Annotated in this window: 14 protein-coding genes; 6 read left to right on the top strand and 8 right to left on the bottom strand. The window is 34.1% G+C overall.

Annotation, left to right across the window (positions count from 1 at the left end):
* Positions 1-571: 571 nt before the first annotated feature.
* Together AC3E9W_RS15785 and AC3E9W_RS15790 are read left to right on the top strand one after the other, a co-directional pair.
* On the top strand, positions 572-2,908 hold the full coding sequence (locus AC3E9W_RS15785) for an ATP-dependent helicase (protein WP_488769085.1): 2,337 nt from the start codon (positions 572-574) through the stop codon (positions 2,906-2,908).
* A 76-nt stretch (positions 2,909-2,984) separates the two neighbouring features.
* Positions 2,985-3,605 carry an L-threonylcarbamoyladenylate synthase gene (locus AC3E9W_RS15790; RefSeq protein WP_306155255.1) on the top strand — a complete coding sequence of 207 codons (621 nt, stop codon included), beginning with the start codon at positions 2,985-2,987 and terminating at the stop codon, positions 3,603-3,605.
* A 188-nt stretch (positions 3,606-3,793) separates the two neighbouring features.
* Here the strand turns inward: AC3E9W_RS15790 and AC3E9W_RS15795 are convergent, their stop codons facing one another.
* Genes AC3E9W_RS15795 through AC3E9W_RS15805 form a run of 3 tightly spaced genes read right to left on the bottom strand, consistent with a single transcriptional unit; the run spans position 3,794 to position 6,156 of the window.
* Positions 3,794-4,627 (bottom strand): OmpA/MotB family protein, encoded by an 834-nt coding sequence (locus tag AC3E9W_RS15795; protein WP_306155254.1) that lies wholly within the window; start codon positions 4,625-4,627, stop codon positions 3,794-3,796.
* Positions 4,628-4,659: 32 nt separating this feature from the next.
* Positions 4,660-5,679: a glycosyltransferase gene (locus AC3E9W_RS15800; protein WP_488769088.1), complete on the bottom strand. Its 1,020-nt coding sequence runs from the start codon at positions 5,677-5,679 to the stop codon at positions 4,660-4,662.
* Between the two features lie 24 nt (positions 5,680-5,703).
* Positions 5,704-6,156: a type I restriction enzyme HsdR N-terminal domain-containing protein gene (locus AC3E9W_RS15805; protein WP_456892959.1), complete on the bottom strand. Its 453-nt coding sequence runs from the start codon at positions 6,154-6,156 to the stop codon at positions 5,704-5,706.
* Positions 6,157-6,250: 94 nt separating this feature from the next.
* On the opposite strand from AC3E9W_RS15805, the gene holA reads away from it, so the two are divergent.
* From holA to ettA, 3 genes are read left to right on the top strand one after another with little or no spacing between them, the layout of a single operon-like run.
* Complete coding sequence (gene holA / locus AC3E9W_RS15810) at positions 6,251-7,255, top strand: DNA polymerase III subunit delta (RefSeq protein WP_488769090.1); 1,005 nt, start codon at positions 6,251-6,253, stop codon at positions 7,253-7,255.
* A 60-nt stretch (positions 7,256-7,315) separates the two neighbouring features.
* A complete protein-coding gene (locus AC3E9W_RS15815) occupies positions 7,316-7,498 on the top strand; it encodes a CAL67264 family membrane protein (protein ID WP_125720634.1) in 183 nt (60 codons plus the stop codon).
* 45 nt (positions 7,499-7,543) lie between these two features.
* Positions 7,544-9,235 carry an energy-dependent translational throttle protein EttA gene (gene ettA / locus AC3E9W_RS15820; protein ID WP_306155250.1) on the top strand — a complete coding sequence of 564 codons (1,692 nt, stop codon included), beginning with the start codon at positions 7,544-7,546 and terminating at the stop codon, positions 9,233-9,235.
* 516 nt (positions 9,236-9,751) lie between these two features.
* Here the strand turns inward: ettA and AC3E9W_RS15825 are convergent.
* The 3 genes from AC3E9W_RS15825 to AC3E9W_RS15835 all read right to left on the bottom strand — a co-directional run bounded on the left by AC3E9W_RS15825 (position 9,752) and on the right by AC3E9W_RS15835 (position 12,973).
* Positions 9,752-10,195: a thiol-disulfide oxidoreductase DCC family protein gene (locus AC3E9W_RS15825; RefSeq protein ID WP_456892954.1), complete on the bottom strand. Its 444-nt coding sequence runs from the start codon at positions 10,193-10,195 to the stop codon at positions 9,752-9,754.
* 12 nt (positions 10,196-10,207) lie between these two features.
* Positions 10,208-10,513 (bottom strand): GIY-YIG nuclease family protein, encoded by a 306-nt coding sequence (locus tag AC3E9W_RS15830; protein WP_488769093.1) that lies wholly within the window; start codon positions 10,511-10,513, stop codon positions 10,208-10,210.
* Positions 10,514-10,807: 294 nt separating this feature from the next.
* Positions 10,808-12,973, bottom strand: coding sequence for an endonuclease MutS2 (locus AC3E9W_RS15835; RefSeq protein WP_488769094.1), 2,166 nt, complete (start codon positions 12,971-12,973; stop codon positions 10,808-10,810).
* A gap of 182 nt (positions 12,974-13,155) precedes the next feature.
* On the opposite strand from AC3E9W_RS15835, the gene AC3E9W_RS15840 reads away from it, so the two are divergent.
* Positions 13,156-13,821: a uracil-DNA glycosylase gene (locus tag AC3E9W_RS15840; RefSeq protein ID WP_488769095.1), complete on the top strand. Its 666-nt coding sequence runs from the start codon at positions 13,156-13,158 to the stop codon at positions 13,819-13,821.
* Between the two features lie 131 nt (positions 13,822-13,952).
* Here AC3E9W_RS15840 and AC3E9W_RS15845 read toward each other — a convergent pair whose 3' ends face one another.
* On the bottom strand, positions 13,953-14,327 hold the full coding sequence (locus AC3E9W_RS15845; protein WP_456892946.1) for a DUF4258 domain-containing protein: 375 nt from the start codon (positions 14,325-14,327) through the stop codon (positions 13,953-13,955).
* Between the two features lie 36 nt (positions 14,328-14,363).
* Positions 14,364-15,563 carry an alanine dehydrogenase gene (locus AC3E9W_RS15850; RefSeq protein WP_306155242.1) on the bottom strand — a complete coding sequence of 400 codons (1,200 nt, stop codon included), beginning with the start codon at positions 15,561-15,563 and terminating at the stop codon, positions 14,364-14,366.
* Positions 15,564-15,590: the final 27 nt, after the last annotated feature.

Consider the following 15,590-nt stretch of genomic DNA (forward strand, 5'->3'; position numbering starts at 1 on the left):
CTAAATCATATAAGTCTTCCTTAGTATTTTAAAAAATCTAAAATTTACTTATATGACTGATATGGTTCAAAAAATGAATCCGAAGGATTCAAATATGTATAGAATTATATTGGTGCAAGTTAAATATGACCCCTTCGGGGTCACATATCTGCGGGAGGAATAATGTGCTATAAATATTTGAATCCTTCGGATTCTTTATTTTGAAAAAAAACTTTTGGATTTTTCTTCTTCAGTTTTCGCCTAATGATTTTCACAAATTGCAATTTTCGCATTATTTTGGCTATGTTTTTTACTTAGGAAGTTAAATGGACTTATATGACTTATATGGTTCAAAATTTTTAAAAGGATCCAATTGTTTGTTTTCTAGCCCCGATTGAGGCGGTATCCTCGTATCTCGATGATAATCGGGAGGAGAGATATAGCCGAAAGCGGGAAACCATGCTTAGTAAAATGCCTTTTGTTTGGCTTCAAAAAAAACTTAGTCCCGAAGCTTCGGGATAGTAGCTTAGCATCTTAGGAGCTTTCTTTTTCCATCTTTAATTGCTATTTTTGCCTAAAAGGAGAAAATTTCATGCAAAAATATATTGACCAGCTCAACGAAGCGCAGAGAGCGCCTGTTTTAAAGAAAGACGGGCCAATGATTATTATCGCTGGTGCAGGTTCTGGAAAAACCAGAGTTTTAACGATTAGAATTGCTTATTTGATGCATCAGGGAATTGATGCTTTTAATATTTTGTCGCTGACGTTTACCAATAAAGCGGCGCGCGAAATGAAACACAGAATTTCGGATATTGTGGGAGCATCTGAAGCTAAAAATCTTTGGATGGGAACTTTCCACTCGATATTTGCCCGTATTCTTCGAGCAGAATCAGATCATTTGGGATATCCTTCCAATTTTACCATTTACGATTCTCAGGATTCGGCTAGATTGATTTCTTCGATTATTAAAGAAATGCAACTAGACCGTGATATTTATAAACCAAAACAGGTTTTAGGACGTATATCTAGTTATAAGAACAGCTTGATTACGGTTAAGGCGTATTTTAATAATCCTGAATTGGTCGAAGCCGATGCGATGGCAAAACGACCAAGATTAGGAGAAATTTATCAGCAATATGTAGAGCGCTGTTTCAAAGCTGGAGCAATGGATTTTGATGATTTATTATTGAAAACCAATGAATTGCTAACTCGTTTTCCAGAAGTTTTGGCCAAATATCAAAACCGTTTCCGCTATATTCTGGTTGATGAGTACCAAGATACAAACCACTCTCAGTATTTGATTGTTAGAGCTTTGTCTGATAAATTTCAGAATATTTGTGTGGTTGGAGATGATGCGCAGAGTATTTATGCTTTCCGTGGTGCGAATATCAATAATATTTTGAATTTCCAGAAAGATTATGAAGGCGTAGTAATGTTTCGTTTGGAGCAAAATTACCGTTCGACCCGAAACATAGTTGAAGCCGCAAATACGGTGATGGAGCATAATAAAACAAAACTGGATAAAGTAGTTTGGACAGCTAACGATTTTGGACCGAGAATTAAGGTTCATAGAAGTTTGACAGATGCTGAAGAAGGGCGTTTTGTAGCAAGCACCATTTTTGAACAGAAAATGCAAAACCAGTTGCATAATGGCGCTTTTGCGATTTTATACCGTACCAACGCGCAGTCGCGTGCCATGGAGGATGCGTTGAGAAAACGTGATATTCCGTATAGAATTTATGGAGGATTGTCTTTCTATCAGCGTAAGGAAATTAAAGACGTTTTATGCTATTTGCGTTTGGTTCTGAATCCGAAAGATGAAGAGGCTTTGATTCGCGTAATCAATTATCCGGCGCGTGGAATTGGAGATACGACAGTTGAAAAATTAACTATTGCGGCCAATCATTACAAACGTTCGATTTGGGAAGTAATGGTAAATATCGATAAAATCGATTTGAAACTGAATGCGGGAACAAAAAACAAATTAAAGGATTTTGTGACTATGATTCAGAGTTTTCAAGTTATTGATCAGAATCAGGATGCTTTTTATGTTACCGATCACGTTGCCAAGAAAACGGGCTTGGTTCAGGAATTGAAAAAAGATGCTACTCCAGAAGGAATGGCAAAAATTCAGAATATAGAAGAGCTTTTAAACGGTCTTAAAGATTTTGTTGAAGGACAGAGAGAAATTGATGGAGCAAGAGGTGCACTTTCTGAATTCATGGAAGATGTGGCTTTGGCAACAGATTTAGATAAAGATACCAACGATGATGATCGTGTGGCTCTGATGACAATTCACTTAGCAAAAGGATTGGAGTTTCCGCATGTATTTGTGGTGGGAATGGAAGAAGATTTGTTTCCTTCTGCCATGAGTATGAGTACTAGAAGTGAACTGGAAGAGGAGCGCCGATTGTTTTACGTGGCATTAACTCGTGCAGAACATCAAGCGTATTTGACGTATGCTCAGTCGCGTTACCGCTGGGGGAAATTGACAGACAGCGAACCGTCTCGTTTTATAGAAGAAATTGATGGGCAATTTTTAGAATATTTGACGCCATCAGAAACCAATTATCGTTATAAATCTCCAATTGACGGAGATATTTTTGGCGATGTAGATAAATCAAAATTAAGGTTAAATAAACCCGTTGGCGGAACTCCGCCAGCTCATATTACTAGCAACGAGCCAAAACCAGATTTGAATATTCGTAAGCTGAAACCAGTTTCAGGAAATGCGCCATCAAATGGAAATTCAAATTTATTTGACAGTAAATTGACGATAGGAAATATTGTAATGCACGAACGTTTTGGTAAAGGGGAAGTGATTAATCTTGAAGGTGTAGGAGCAGACAGAAAAGCTGAAATCAAATTTGAAGTAGGCGGATTAAAGAAATTGCTGTTAAGGTTTGCCAAACTTGATGTAGTGGGATAAATGTAAATTTAAGTTCGAAGTATTTCGTAACTTTAATAAGCATGAAATTTAAAACCTTAAACTTAAAACAAAAAACATGGCTGAATTTATAAAAATATACCCAGATAAACCTAGTGAAGCGGCGATTGCAAAAGTAGTTAAAGTGCTTCAGAATGGCGGGTTGGTAATTTATCCGACAGATACTGTTTATGGTTTGGGCTGTGATATTACCAATTCGAGAGCTTTAGAAAAAATTGCTAAAATAAAAGGAGTTAAATTAGAAAAGGCTAACTTTTCATTTATTTGCCATGATTTAAGTAATCTATCAGATTATGTGAGGCAGATTAATACTTCTACATTCAAAATTTTGAAGAGAGCTTTACCAGGGCCGTATACCTTTATTTTGCCTGGAAATAATAGTCTCCCAAAAGAGTTTAAAAAGAAAACGACAGTAGGTATTCGTGTTCCTGACAATAATATCATATTAGAAATTGTTCGTCAGTTAGGAAATCCAGTTGTTTCGACTTCTATTCGTGATGAAGATGATGTGATAGAATATACTACAGATCCAGAATTGATTTTTGAGAAATGGCAGAATCTTGTAGATATGGTAATCGATGGAGGCTATGGAGATAATGTTGGATCAACAATTATTGATCTTTCTGAACATGAGCCAGTTATCGTAAGAGAAGGTAAGGGTGATATTGATATTTTGTAAAAAAATACACTAAAAGTATAAAAGTACAGAAATTATGAGTAACTTTATTTTGTTAAAATTTAGTTAGTTACTTAAAAATAATGCTATTCTTGATTTATATTTAATTGGTTATTAAAAACAAAATTAAGGATACATAAAAGCAGGTCGTAAGACCTGCTTTTTCTGTTTTTATAATGATGTACAACTAATTATTTTTGTTGTTTTTTCATTTCTTTTTCAATCATATCATAGAATTGATCGATTTTTGGCATAACTACGATACGAGTTCTTCTGTTACGAGCTTTGTCTTCTGCAGTGTCGTTTGGTACCAATGGCACGTAAGAACTTCTACCAGCAGCAATTAATTTAGCTGGGTTAACACCAAGATCGTTTGTTAATACACGAACGATAGAAGTAGAACGCTTAACACTTAGATCCCAGTTGTCTAAGATAATTCCGTTGCTTTTGTATGGTACGTTATCAGTGTGACCTTCAACCATACATTCAAAATCTGGCTTATCGTTTACAACTTTAGCAACTTTTCCTAAAACAGTTTTTGCTTTGTCGCTTACTTCATAGCTACCGCTTTTGAATAATAATTTATCAGCGATAGAGATAAATACAACTCCTTTTTCAACATTGATTTCGATGTCTGGATCGTTGATTCCAACAGCACCTTTTAAGCTTGTTACTAAAGCTAAAGTTACACTGTCTTTTTTAGTAAGCGCATCTTGAAGTCTAGAGATTTTCAAATCTTTTTCTTTTAAACTTTCAAGAGATTTTTCAAGGTTTTCAGCACCTTTAGTAGTTAAGATTGTCAAATCTTTTGAACTATTGATAAGATCTTGATTATGCTGTTTGTAGCTTTCAGCTGTAGCAGCTAATCCAGCTTTTTCTTCTAAGCACGTATTTAATTTTACAGTACATGAGTTTAACAAATCTTGAGTCTCTTTGTTTTTAGCTTCTAACTCAGCATATTTCTTTTTAGAAACACATGATGTTAGGGCCATTAATACTGATAGTGCGATAACTATTTTTCTCATAAATTTAATTTTAATTAGACTTGATTACAAATTTAGTTTTTAATATTTTGAATACTGTTAAAGATTTCTTTAAATAAGGTCAATTTCCTGATATAATAAAGGAAAACGATGCTTTTCACCGTATAGTATTGCTGTATTTGAAAATCTTTACGCTTTTTTAAATATTTTAAAGATAAGCAATAAAAAGAGAAATGTGCCTTCAAAATGGCAAAAGTATGCCCGATTTTACCCTGTGTAAGAAAACGGATACCTGCAATTCCATCTAGAATCATGCGGAAAAAAATCACAAAAAATAATCCTCTTAAAGGCAGATTTTTGACCAGCATTAACAATGAATTTCTAAAATTGAGATATGTTTTTTTAGGATTTCCCTGTTGCAATGTCGCACCGCCTACGTGGTAAACAACAGATTGGTAGTTGTATTTTATAATATGCCCTTCATTTGCAGCGCGCCAGCATAAATCAATTTCTTCCTGATGTGCAAAGAAGCTTTCGTCAAAACCGCCTAGTTCGTGATAAATATTTTTTCTGATGAAAAAGCAAGCGCCAGAAGCCCAGAACAATTCGACATTATCATCATATTGTCCGTTGTCTTTTTCAATAGTTTCAAATATTCTTCCTCTGCAGAAAGGAAAACCGTATTTATCAATAAAACCGCCGGCAGCACCTGCATATTCAAAATATTCCTTGCTTTTAAAATCAAGAATTTTAGGCTGAATAATAGCAGTGTGTTTTTCTTTTTCGAAAGTATCAAGGATAGGCTGAAGCCAGTTTTCTGTAACTTCTATATCTGAGTTTACTAATGCATATATTTCTGCATCAATATGTTTCAAAGCATCATTATAGCCTTTTGCGAAGCCGTGATTGCCTGAATTTTTTACAATTTTTATAGTGGGAAAATTTTCTGTGACAAATGCAACAGAATTATCCGTAGAATCATTGTCAGCAACATAAATTGTTGCGCCTTCTGAAAACTGAATAACAGATGGTAAAAATTGCTCTAGCAATTTTACTCCGTTCCAATTTAAAATTACAACTGCTATTTTATCCAAAAGTACTTAATTATTTATTCTTTGTTAATGGTTTTCTTTATAGTCTGGCAGGTTTCTCAAAAACTCATATTTTTCGTTTTCAAAATCCATTTGACAATAAAAATGGTTTAGTCCGTTTGTGACATTCAAAAACCGTGCCTGCATTGTCATATTGTAACGCGCAATTTGATCAAAAGTTGCCTGAGAGATTTTAACTTCTGGCGCTTTGCACTCTACTAATATATGTATAGAACCATTGGAGTTAAATACGACAACATCGTAACGTTTTCTTAATCCGTTGACTGTTAAAACTTTCTCTACATTAATGAGCGATTTGGGGTATTTTTTTTCATGCATCAAATAATGAACAACATGCTGACGAACCCATTCTTCTGGCGTAAGAATTATAAATTTTTTCCTGATTTCATCAAAAATAGACACTTTATTTTCGCTATTTTTGAATCGGAAAGTATAAGAAGGAAAATTTAGCTTTAACATAAAGCAAAAATATAAAATAGTTTCAGGTTTCAAGTTTAAAGTTTCAAGTTATTGGAACTTTAAACTTGAAACTTTAGACTTGAAACAAAATTAAATGGACGAAGTAGTAAAAATTGTTAATGATATTAAAGCCGGAGATATTAAACCGATTTATTTTTTCATGGGTGAAGAACCTTATTATATAGATAAGTTATCTGAATATATTGAGGGTAATGTTTTAGCCGAAGAAGAAAAAGGTTTTAATCAGACAGTTTTGTACGGAAGAGACGTTTCTGTAGACGATATTATTTCAACGGCCAAGCGCTATCCGATGATGGCTGAACGTCAAGTTGTTATCGTAAAAGAGGCGCAAGATTTATCAAGAACAATCGATAAAATAGAATCGTATGTAGATAACCCGATGCAGACCACTGTATTGGTTTTTTGTTATAAATATAAAACGCTCGATAAACGTAAAAAAGTTACCAAACTACTGGCGCAGAAAGGTGTAGTTTACGAAAGTAAAAAATTATACGAAAATCAAGTAGGAGACTGGATTAAACGTGTTCTAGCCGGAAAAAAATATACTATTGATCCAAAAGCTAATGCCATGCTAGTGGAATTTCTAGGAACAGATTTAAGTAAAATCAATAATGAGCTAGAAAAGTTGCAGATTATTCTACCGAAAGGGACCATGATTACTGCCGAGCATATTGAAGAAAATATTGGTTTTAGTAAAGACTATAATGTGTTCGAACTTCGTAAAGCAATTGGAGAACGTAATCAGTTGAAAGCATACAAAATAGCAGAGAATTTTGCACACAATCCGAAAGAATACCCTTTGGTTATGACAACTGGTTTGGTATTCGGTTTCTTTGTTCAGCTTCTAAAATACCACGGATTAAAAGATAAAAGTCCTAAAAATGTCGCTTCGGCGCTTGGCGTAAATCCGTATTTCTTAAAAGAATACGATTTAGCCGTAAAAAACTACCCAATGCGAAAAGTGAGTCAGATTGTTGGTGCTTTGCGAGATATTGATGTTAAAAGTAAAGGTGTGGGAGCCAATGCTTTATCGCAGGCAGATTTACTGAAAGAAATGCTGTATAAAATTTTTAATTAAGACATTAAAATCACGATCTTTGCTTTTCTAAAATTTTGCACTAAAAATATTTATACAATTATGGGAATGAATAAAAACACCATTTTAGGATGGGCTACTTTTATAATGGTACTTATGGGATTGTTGCTTATAGGTCTTGGAATCTTTAGATACAGTGATGTTTCGGGCTGGGGATTTGGTGCTGTAGGAGTTGGCTTTTTTGCTAATGCTTGGGTTTTCAATGCTTTGAAAGGAAGAGTTTAAATAAAAATTCAAAAAGAAATAAATAATTATAATAAAAAATAAAAAATGTCAGACGATAAGAAAGTAATTTTCTCAATGCAGAAATTGAGTAAAACCTATCAAGGAGCAGATAAGCCAGTTCTTAAGAACATTTATTTAAGTTTCTTTTATGGTGCTAAGATTGGTATTTTGGGACTTAACGGTTCTGGAAAATCTTCGCTTTTAAAAATTATTGCAGGAGTTGATAAAAACTATCAAGGTGATGTCGTTTTTCAACCTGGTTATACAGTAGGATATTTAGAGCAAGAACCAATTCTTGATGATTCTAAGACAGTTATAGAAATTGTTCGTGAAGGTGCAGCTGAAACAATGGCTGTTCTTAAAGAATATAACGACATCAACGATTTGTTTGGTCTTGAAGAAAACTATTCTGATCCAGACAAAATGGATAAATTGATGGATCGCCAAGCAGCATTACAAGACAAAATTGATGCGCTTGGAGCTTGGGAAATCGATACCAAACTAGAAATTGCGATGGATGCGTTGCGTACTCCAGAAGGAGATACGCCAATTAAAAACCTTTCTGGTGGAGAGCGCCGTCGTGTGGCTTTATGTCGTTTGTTATTGCAACAGCCAGACGTATTGCTTTTGGATGAGCCTACCAACCACCTTGACGCTGAGTCAGTTCTTTGGTTGGAGCAGCACTTAGCGCAATATTCAGGAACTGTAATTGCAGTAACACACGACCGTTATTTCCTTGATAATGTTGCTGGATGGATTCTAGAGTTAGATAGAGGAGAAGGTATTCCGTGGAAAGGAAACTATTCTTCTTGGTTAGATCAAAAATCAAATCGTTTGGCTCAAGAAGAAAAAGTGGCATCTAAACGTAGAAAAACTTTAGAGCGTGAGTTGGATTGGGTTCGTCAGGGAGCAAAGGGACGTCAGACAAAACAAAAAGCACGTTTACAGAACTACGACAAATTATTAAATGAAGATCAAAAACAGCTAGACGAAAAACTAGAGATCTATATTCCGAATGGTCCTCGTTTGGGAACAAATGTTATTGAAGCTAAAAATGTTGCCAAAGCTTTTGGTGATAAATTATTATACGATAATTTGAACTTCACTTTGCCGCAAGCGGGTATCGTTGGAATTATTGGACCAAACGGTGCTGGTAAATCTACTATTTTCAAAATGATTATGGGAGAAGAAGCTACTGATAGCGGAGAATTTTCTGTGGGAGAAACAGTAAAAATCGCTTACGTAGACCAGTCTCATTCTAATATTGATCCGAATAAATCAATCTGGGAAAACTTTGCAGATGGTCAGGAATTGATTATGATGGGAGGAAAGCAAGTGAACTCAAGAGCTTATTTATCACGTTTCAACTTTGGCGGTGGTGAGCAAAACAAAAAAGTATCAATGCTTTCTGGTGGAGAACGTAACCGTTTGCACTTAGCAATGACTTTGAAAGAAGAAGGAAACGTACTTTTACTGGATGAGCCTACAAATGACCTTGACGTAAATACACTTCGTGCACTAGAAGAAGGTTTGGAAAATTTTGCAGGTTGTGCTGTAATTATTTCTCACGACAGATGGTTTTTAGATAGAATTTGTACACACATTCTAGCTTTTGAAGGAAACTCTGAAGTTTATTTCTTCGAAGGAAGTTTCTCTGATTATGAAGAAAACAAAAAGAAACGCCTTGGTGGTGACTTAACTCCGAAACGTTTGAAATACAGAAAATTGATTAGATAATTTCTAATAAATTTCAAAATACAAAATCCCAAATTCCAATTGATGTGAATTTGGGATTTTTTTTATTTTGTTTGTCATTTCAATTTCTCTTACAAAACCAAATATTTTTTAGGAGCTAATCCCGCTATCCGTTACAATCTTTTTTATTTTTAAAGAAAAAATAAAAAAGGATTTTCACTTCTATCGGGGCTAGGAAACTCTTTTCATAAGAACATTTACGTTTAGTTTGTCATCCCGAGGAACGAGGGATCTTCGCAAGAAACTCCGCAATCAAAATCGCCAATCTTTGTCGAGCTACTTGCGGAGATTTCTCTCTTCGTTCGAAATGACAAAAAAAAGGAAAACGAAGTTGGAATCTGTATTTTTGTTTTTTAAACGTTTTGTTTTTTCGTCTAGTTTGTCATCCCGAGGAACGAGGGATCTCCGTAAGTAACTCCGCAATCAAAATCGTCAATCTTTGTAGAGTTTCGTGCGGAGATCCCTCGTTCCTCGGGATGACAAAAAATGAGGATAAGTCTAAAGAAACTTAGCCTTCAACTCCGGAGTTGGAATCATGCAGCTTTCTTTTTTGCCGTACCAATTGTATCTGTTTTTTGCTACATAATCGTAAATTCTATCACTGATAAAAATCGGAACGATTCTAAAAATTGGAGTTAATTTCCAAAGCCCGCCAAAATTTTTCGCGATTTCGATAACAGCAGAAGATTTATAAAAATAAGCTGTTCCGGGATTGTATAAAATAATACTATCCATTTTAGAAAAACTGATTCCCAAATGTTTGCAAATGGAAATTCCTAAATCTGACTGCAATGCGACAAATCTAAAAATATCTTTTTTATCGTGTTTGATGATAAACTGTACAGCAGAACTGCAGAGATTACAAACTCCGTCAAAAAGAATTATTTTTTTATTTTTTGCAGTCATTGCGAGGAACGAAGCAATCTCATGATGTTTATCCATTACAATTTGTTATTATAGAATCATTATGTTTTCTATTTCTTCAAATAGATCTTTCCAGGTTGGATTTAAAGAACGAATTAAATTGTTTTTTGCTTCTCTTGAACCTGCTTTTATTTGTTTTTCTCTTCCAATTGCCTCTTCAATCCACTGAAATTGTTCATAATAAACTAAAATATTGACATTATATCGCGCAGAAAATGATTTTGGATATTTTTTGTTTTTATGTTCTAAAATTCTTTTCGGAAGATTTGATGTTACTCCGACGTAGACAACAGTTTGGTATTTATTTGTTATAATGTATACAAATCCAGGTTTCATTTTCTTAATTTATTTTGTAATTGTGAGTTTTATCTAACCTTAGTGAGGTTGCTTCGTTCCTCGCAATGACAAAACTAACGAAAATAAAATAATTGTAAGATTTGTATTATTTATAATTTTTTATTATTGATTTTTAATATGTAATAATTTTTACAAATCAAATAAGGCTTTTATAAATTAATTTTAAGCTAATTTTAAAATTTGTTGATCTTCTTTTGTGTTAAAATGAAAATCTTTCTTTAAATCGTTTTATTTTAATTTTGGCGATTTTAACTCAATTTTAGAACTGAAAAATTATTTCTTTACAGCTTCAACTAACTCCAATTCATCCAAACTTACTTTGGAAGTGAAAATGCCATAATTTACTGTTGCTTTATTTTTTTCGATAGAATCAATACTTCCAACAGATCTTCCGTCAAGCATTCTTACTCGGTCACCAACTTTTAAAATTGGTTTTGGTTTTTCAACAACAGGTTTGAGTTTCTTCTCTTTTTTCTCTTTTCGAATTTCTTCTACTTTTACCTGAACTTCAGCAATAATCTCTTTTTGTTTTTCAACTTTAGCCTTTACTTCTTTTGGAGTAGCTTTTTTACGTTTCGAATTTTCAATTTCAACAATTTTCAAAAACTCACCAATTAGCTCCTTCTTATTTTTGTTATTGAAATACTTCTCAGCAATATCATCGATTTTTTGTCCGATGTAAATAATTTTCTGATTGCTGTCGTAAAGTTCTTGATAGCTTTCTAATTTTTGCTGAATTCTAGTATTGATGTTTTCCATCTTTTTACTTTCTTCACGAGCACGGGTTTCTTCCTCTTTTAAATTTAAAGAAGTTTTTTCCAGTTTTGATCTCTCTTTTTGAAGCGTTGCAATAGTTTTATCAAAACGAACTTTTCCAACTTCGATTTTCTTTTTCGCACGATTAATCAACCCAAACGGAATTCCATTTTTCTGAGCGACCTCAAAAGTAAATGAACTTCCTGCTTGACCCAGAGCCAACTTGTACATTGGTTCTAAAGATTTTTCGTCGAACATCATATTCGCATTTGTTGCGTACGGAAGTTCATTCGCTAAAATCTTCAAATTAGAATAATGCGTTGTGATAATTCCGAAAGCCTCACGATGGTAAAATTCTTCTAAGAAAATTTCAGCTAAAGCTCCACCCAATTCAGGATCAGAACCTGTACCAAATTCGTCAATTAAAAACATGGTTTTTCTGTTGCATTTCTTTAAGAAATAATTCATGTTTTTTAAACGATAAGAATATGTACTTAAGTGATTTTCAATAGATTGATTGTCTCCAATATCTGTCAATATTCTGTCAAATAAGAATGTTTCGCTTCTTTCGTGAACCGGAATCAAAATTCCAGATTGCAGCATTAATTGCAATAATCCAACCGTTTTTAAGGAAATGGTTTTTCCTCCAGCATTTGGACCAGAAATGACAATAATTCTGTTTTCTTGTTTTAGCTCGATTGTCTGTGGATGCGTAACTTCTTGTTTTTGCTTGTTGTTCAAATACAAAATCGGATGATACGCTTCTCTAAAAAATAATCTTCTTTCGTCTGTAATTGCAGGTAAAATCCCGTTGATTCGGTTTGCATATTTTGCTTTTCCGGCAACTACGTCGATATCACTTAAAAAGTCTTGATATTCAATCAGTAAAGGAAGATATGGACGAATTACATTTGATAAATTCTTTAAAATTCTCGTAATTTCTTCTTTCTCTTCGTATTCTAAATTGGCTAATTCTCGAGAATATTTCAAAGTAGCTTCAGGCTCGATATAAGCAATGCTTCCAGTTTTAGAACTTCCTAAAATAGAGCCTTTTACCTTACGGCGATACATCGCTAAAACGGCCAAAACTCTACGGTTTTGAACGAAACTTTCTTTAATATCGTCCAAATAACCTAAGCTGTTGTACTGAGTTAAAGCCACGCCAAAGCTTTGGTTGACTTTGCCGCGAACCAAATTCATATTTTGGCGAATACCAGACAGAGTGGGAGAAGCATTATCTTTAATTTCTCCGTATTTGTCTACAATTGCGTCAATTGCCGTGATAATATCTTTGGTCAATTCAACGCGAGAAGCTCTTGCATTTAAATTTGGATAGTAGTCATCGAATTTTTTTAAGAAATTCAGCAACACATTTGTTGTTGCAGAAAGATTGGCAATTTTTCTAAAACTTCCTACTTCAAGAAAACTGTCCTCAATAGCAAGAAATTTAATTTCGTGCGAGATTGCGTCAAATCCGTGATTCGGAATTGCGTTATTGTTTTGAAAAGAAGACACATACTCCGATGTCTGCATCAAAGCTTGCATTAATTCTTCTTTGTCTCTAAATGGTTTTATCTGTAAAGCCTTTTCTTTTCCAATGTCGGTGTTGCACCCATCTGAAATGGTTTCTAAAACAGTTGGAAATTGTAAGTCTTGTAATGTTTTTTCGGTAATACTGATCATTTATTTTCTTTATGAAAGCAAAAGCAAAAGTACGAAAACATTCATCAATTGTGAATTATGAGTTATGAATTATGAGTTTTTTTCTTTGCTGTCGTTTTAATTTTTTACTTTCGATTTTTGATGTTTTTCTTTTAGGAATATGATTTTAGGTAATTATTTCTGAAATTCGCATAAAAAAAATTATGGACGTAAAAATGCATTCTTCTTGGAAACCTGTTTTGAATGAAGAATTCGAAAAACCATACTTCAACGATTTAATTGAATTTGTAAAATCAGAATACGCTACAAAAATTTGTTACCCAAAAGGGAACCAGATTTTTTCAGCTTTTGACCATTGTCATTTTGACGAAGTAAAAGTAGTTATCATTGGGCAAGATCCGTATCACGGGCCTAATCAGGCCAATGGTTTGTGTTTTTCTGTAAATGACGGAATTCCTTTTCCGCCTTCTTTATATAATATTTTTAAAGAAATAGAAACTGATTTGGGAAAACCGCTTCCTAAAACTGGAAATTTGGAACGTTGGGCAGATCAAGGCGTTTTTCTTTTAAACGCAACTTTAACGGTTAGACAATCTGAAGCTGGAAGCCATCAAGGAAAAGGTTGGGAAAAATTCACCGATGCTGTAATTAAACAAATTTCGGCTGAAAAAGAAAATGTGGTTTTCTTACTTTGGGGAGGTTTTGCTCAAAAGAAAGCGGCTTTGATTGACGCTTCAAAACATCATATTTTAAAATCTGGACATCCTTCGCCTTTAAGCGCAAATAGAGGTTTTTGGTTTGGAAATAAACATTTTTCTCAAACTAATGAATTTTTGAAATCGAAAGGATTGAAAGAAATAGAATGGTAATTTAAGGTGCAAAGTTTCAGAGTGACAAAGGGACAAAGGTATAAAACTTTGTGTCTTTGCGACTTTGCGAGAAATATTCTTTAGTTAAAAAAAATCTTTTGAATCTGCGAGAAACAAAAGATTTTTTTATTTTATTTTTTTACGATTTCTTCTAAAACAGCTTTATTCTCGTAGTTTACTACTTTTAGAATAATTTCTTGATCTTTAACTGTTTTGCCTTCAATGATATAAAGTTTCCCTCCTTTTGTTGGAACATTACTTTGGTCAAAATCAACATCTCCGTAAGTTAAAGTATTTTTGACATCTGCTGTGTCCACCCATTTTTCGTTTAGAGTCTGAATGGCTTTTGGTGAATATTGAAAAGGTTTTGTTCTAAGATTATTTAAAACTCTTGCGTTTGGAAAATAATTGCAACGGGTGTCTTTTCCAATAAAAAATCCTGATACAATAAAACATCCCATTACGAGACCAATCAGATAATATGCAAAACGGTGTACGAACTTCATGAAATAAATTTTTTGCAAAGGTACATTAAAGTTCCCTTAAAATACAAGTAAATTAATATCGTTGTCTGGTAAATCGAACCAGTCGCCAATTGCTTTATTTGTTAGGATTCCGTGATAAAGATAGATTCCGTTTTTAAGGCCTTTATTGCAACGAATAGCACTTTCGATACCACCATCTTCGGCTATCTGATGCAGATAAGGTGTCAAGATGTTACTGATTGATAATGAAGCAGTTTTGGAATAACGGGAAGGTATATTAGGTACGCAGTAATGCAGTACATTGTTTTTTATAAAAGTTGGTTTTTCATGAGTAGTGACTTCCGAAGTTTCGAAACAACCGCCGGTATCGATGCTGACATCAACTATTACGGCACCTTTTTTCATGTGTTCCACCATTGTTTCATTCACGACAATTGGGCAGCGTTCTTTGCCTCGCATAGCGCCAATAGCCACATCACAACGTCTTAAAGCTTTTAATAAACCTTTTTGCTGTATAGTTGAAGTAAAAATTCTTTGGTTTAAATTGTTTTGAAGACGACGTAGTTTTGTAATCGAATTATCAAAAACTTTTACGTTGGCACCCAATCCGATAGCGGTTTTGGCAGCAAATTCGCCAACTGTTCCTGCTCCTAAAATGACAACCTCGGTAGGGGGAACACCAGTAATGTTTCCAAATAAAAGGCCTTTTCCGAATTCGTCCGTGATCATTAATTCAGCAGCAATAAGGATTGAAGCAGTTCCTGCAATTTCGCTTAAAGATTTTACAGCTGGGTAAGATCCGTCTTCATCTTTAATATATTCAAAAGCTAAGGCTGTAATTTTCTTTTTTGCCAATGCTTCGAAGTATTCTTTCTTTTTGGTTTTTAGCTGAATAGCAGAAATAATAACAGTTTCAGGATTAATCATCTCGATTTCTGCCAATGTTGGCGGTTCTACCTTTAATAGAAACGGACAGCCAAAAACTCTTTTAGTATCTTTTGTAATTTCTGCACCGGCATCTGCATATTCTTTATCAGTATAACTCGAACTTTCTCCGGCTCCAGATTCAATCATAACGCGGTGTCCCTCGTACGTTAAGGAGTTCACAGCATCGGGCGTAAGACAGATACGGCGTTCCTGATAACTTGTTTCTTTAGGAATTCCTATAAAAAGTTCTCTTTTAAAACGACCAACCTCAAGTTTTTCTTCCTGCGGTATTAATTGTTGTTTTGTAAATGGAGTTAACGTGATTGACATGGATAGTGCAAAAATTAAGGGTACAAA

It is taken from the genome of Flavobacterium sp. 38 (genome assembly GCF_057799715.1).

What these genes read in the sequence shown, in the direction of transcription:
- AC3E9W_RS15840 (WP_488769095.1), top strand. Translation starts at nt 13,156, where the DNA reads ATGGACGTAAAAATGCATTCTTCTTGGAAACCTGTTTTGAATGAAGAA.
- ettA (WP_306155250.1), top strand. Translation starts at nt 7,544, where the DNA reads ATGTCAGACGATAAGAAAGTAATTTTCTCAATGCAGAAATTGAGTAAA.
- AC3E9W_RS15825 (WP_456892954.1), bottom strand. Translation starts at nt 10,195, where the DNA reads ATGGATAAACATCATGAGATTGCTTCGTTCCTCGCAATGACTGCAAAA.
- AC3E9W_RS15815 (WP_125720634.1), top strand. Translation starts at nt 7,316, where the DNA reads ATGGGAATGAATAAAAACACCATTTTAGGATGGGCTACTTTTATAATG.
- AC3E9W_RS15785 (WP_488769085.1), top strand. Translation starts at nt 572, where the DNA reads ATGCAAAAATATATTGACCAGCTCAACGAAGCGCAGAGAGCGCCTGTT.
- holA (WP_488769090.1), top strand. Translation starts at nt 6,251, where the DNA reads ATGGACGAAGTAGTAAAAATTGTTAATGATATTAAAGCCGGAGATATT.
- AC3E9W_RS15845 (WP_456892946.1), bottom strand. Translation starts at nt 14,327, where the DNA reads ATGAAGTTCGTACACCGTTTTGCATATTATCTGATTGGTCTCGTAATG.
- AC3E9W_RS15830 (WP_488769093.1), bottom strand. Translation starts at nt 10,513, where the DNA reads ATGAAACCTGGATTTGTATACATTATAACAAATAAATACCAAACTGTT.
- AC3E9W_RS15795 (WP_306155254.1), bottom strand. Translation starts at nt 4,627, where the DNA reads ATGAGAAAAATAGTTATCGCACTATCAGTATTAATGGCCCTAACATCA.
- AC3E9W_RS15805 (WP_456892959.1), bottom strand. Translation starts at nt 6,156, where the DNA reads ATGTTAAAGCTAAATTTTCCTTCTTATACTTTCCGATTCAAAAATAGC.
- AC3E9W_RS15790 (WP_306155255.1), top strand. Translation starts at nt 2,985, where the DNA reads ATGGCTGAATTTATAAAAATATACCCAGATAAACCTAGTGAAGCGGCG.
- AC3E9W_RS15835 (WP_488769094.1), bottom strand. Translation starts at nt 12,973, where the DNA reads ATGATCAGTATTACCGAAAAAACATTACAAGACTTACAATTTCCAACT.
- AC3E9W_RS15850 (WP_306155242.1), bottom strand. Translation starts at nt 15,563, where the DNA reads ATGTCAATCACGTTAACTCCATTTACAAAACAACAATTAATACCGCAG.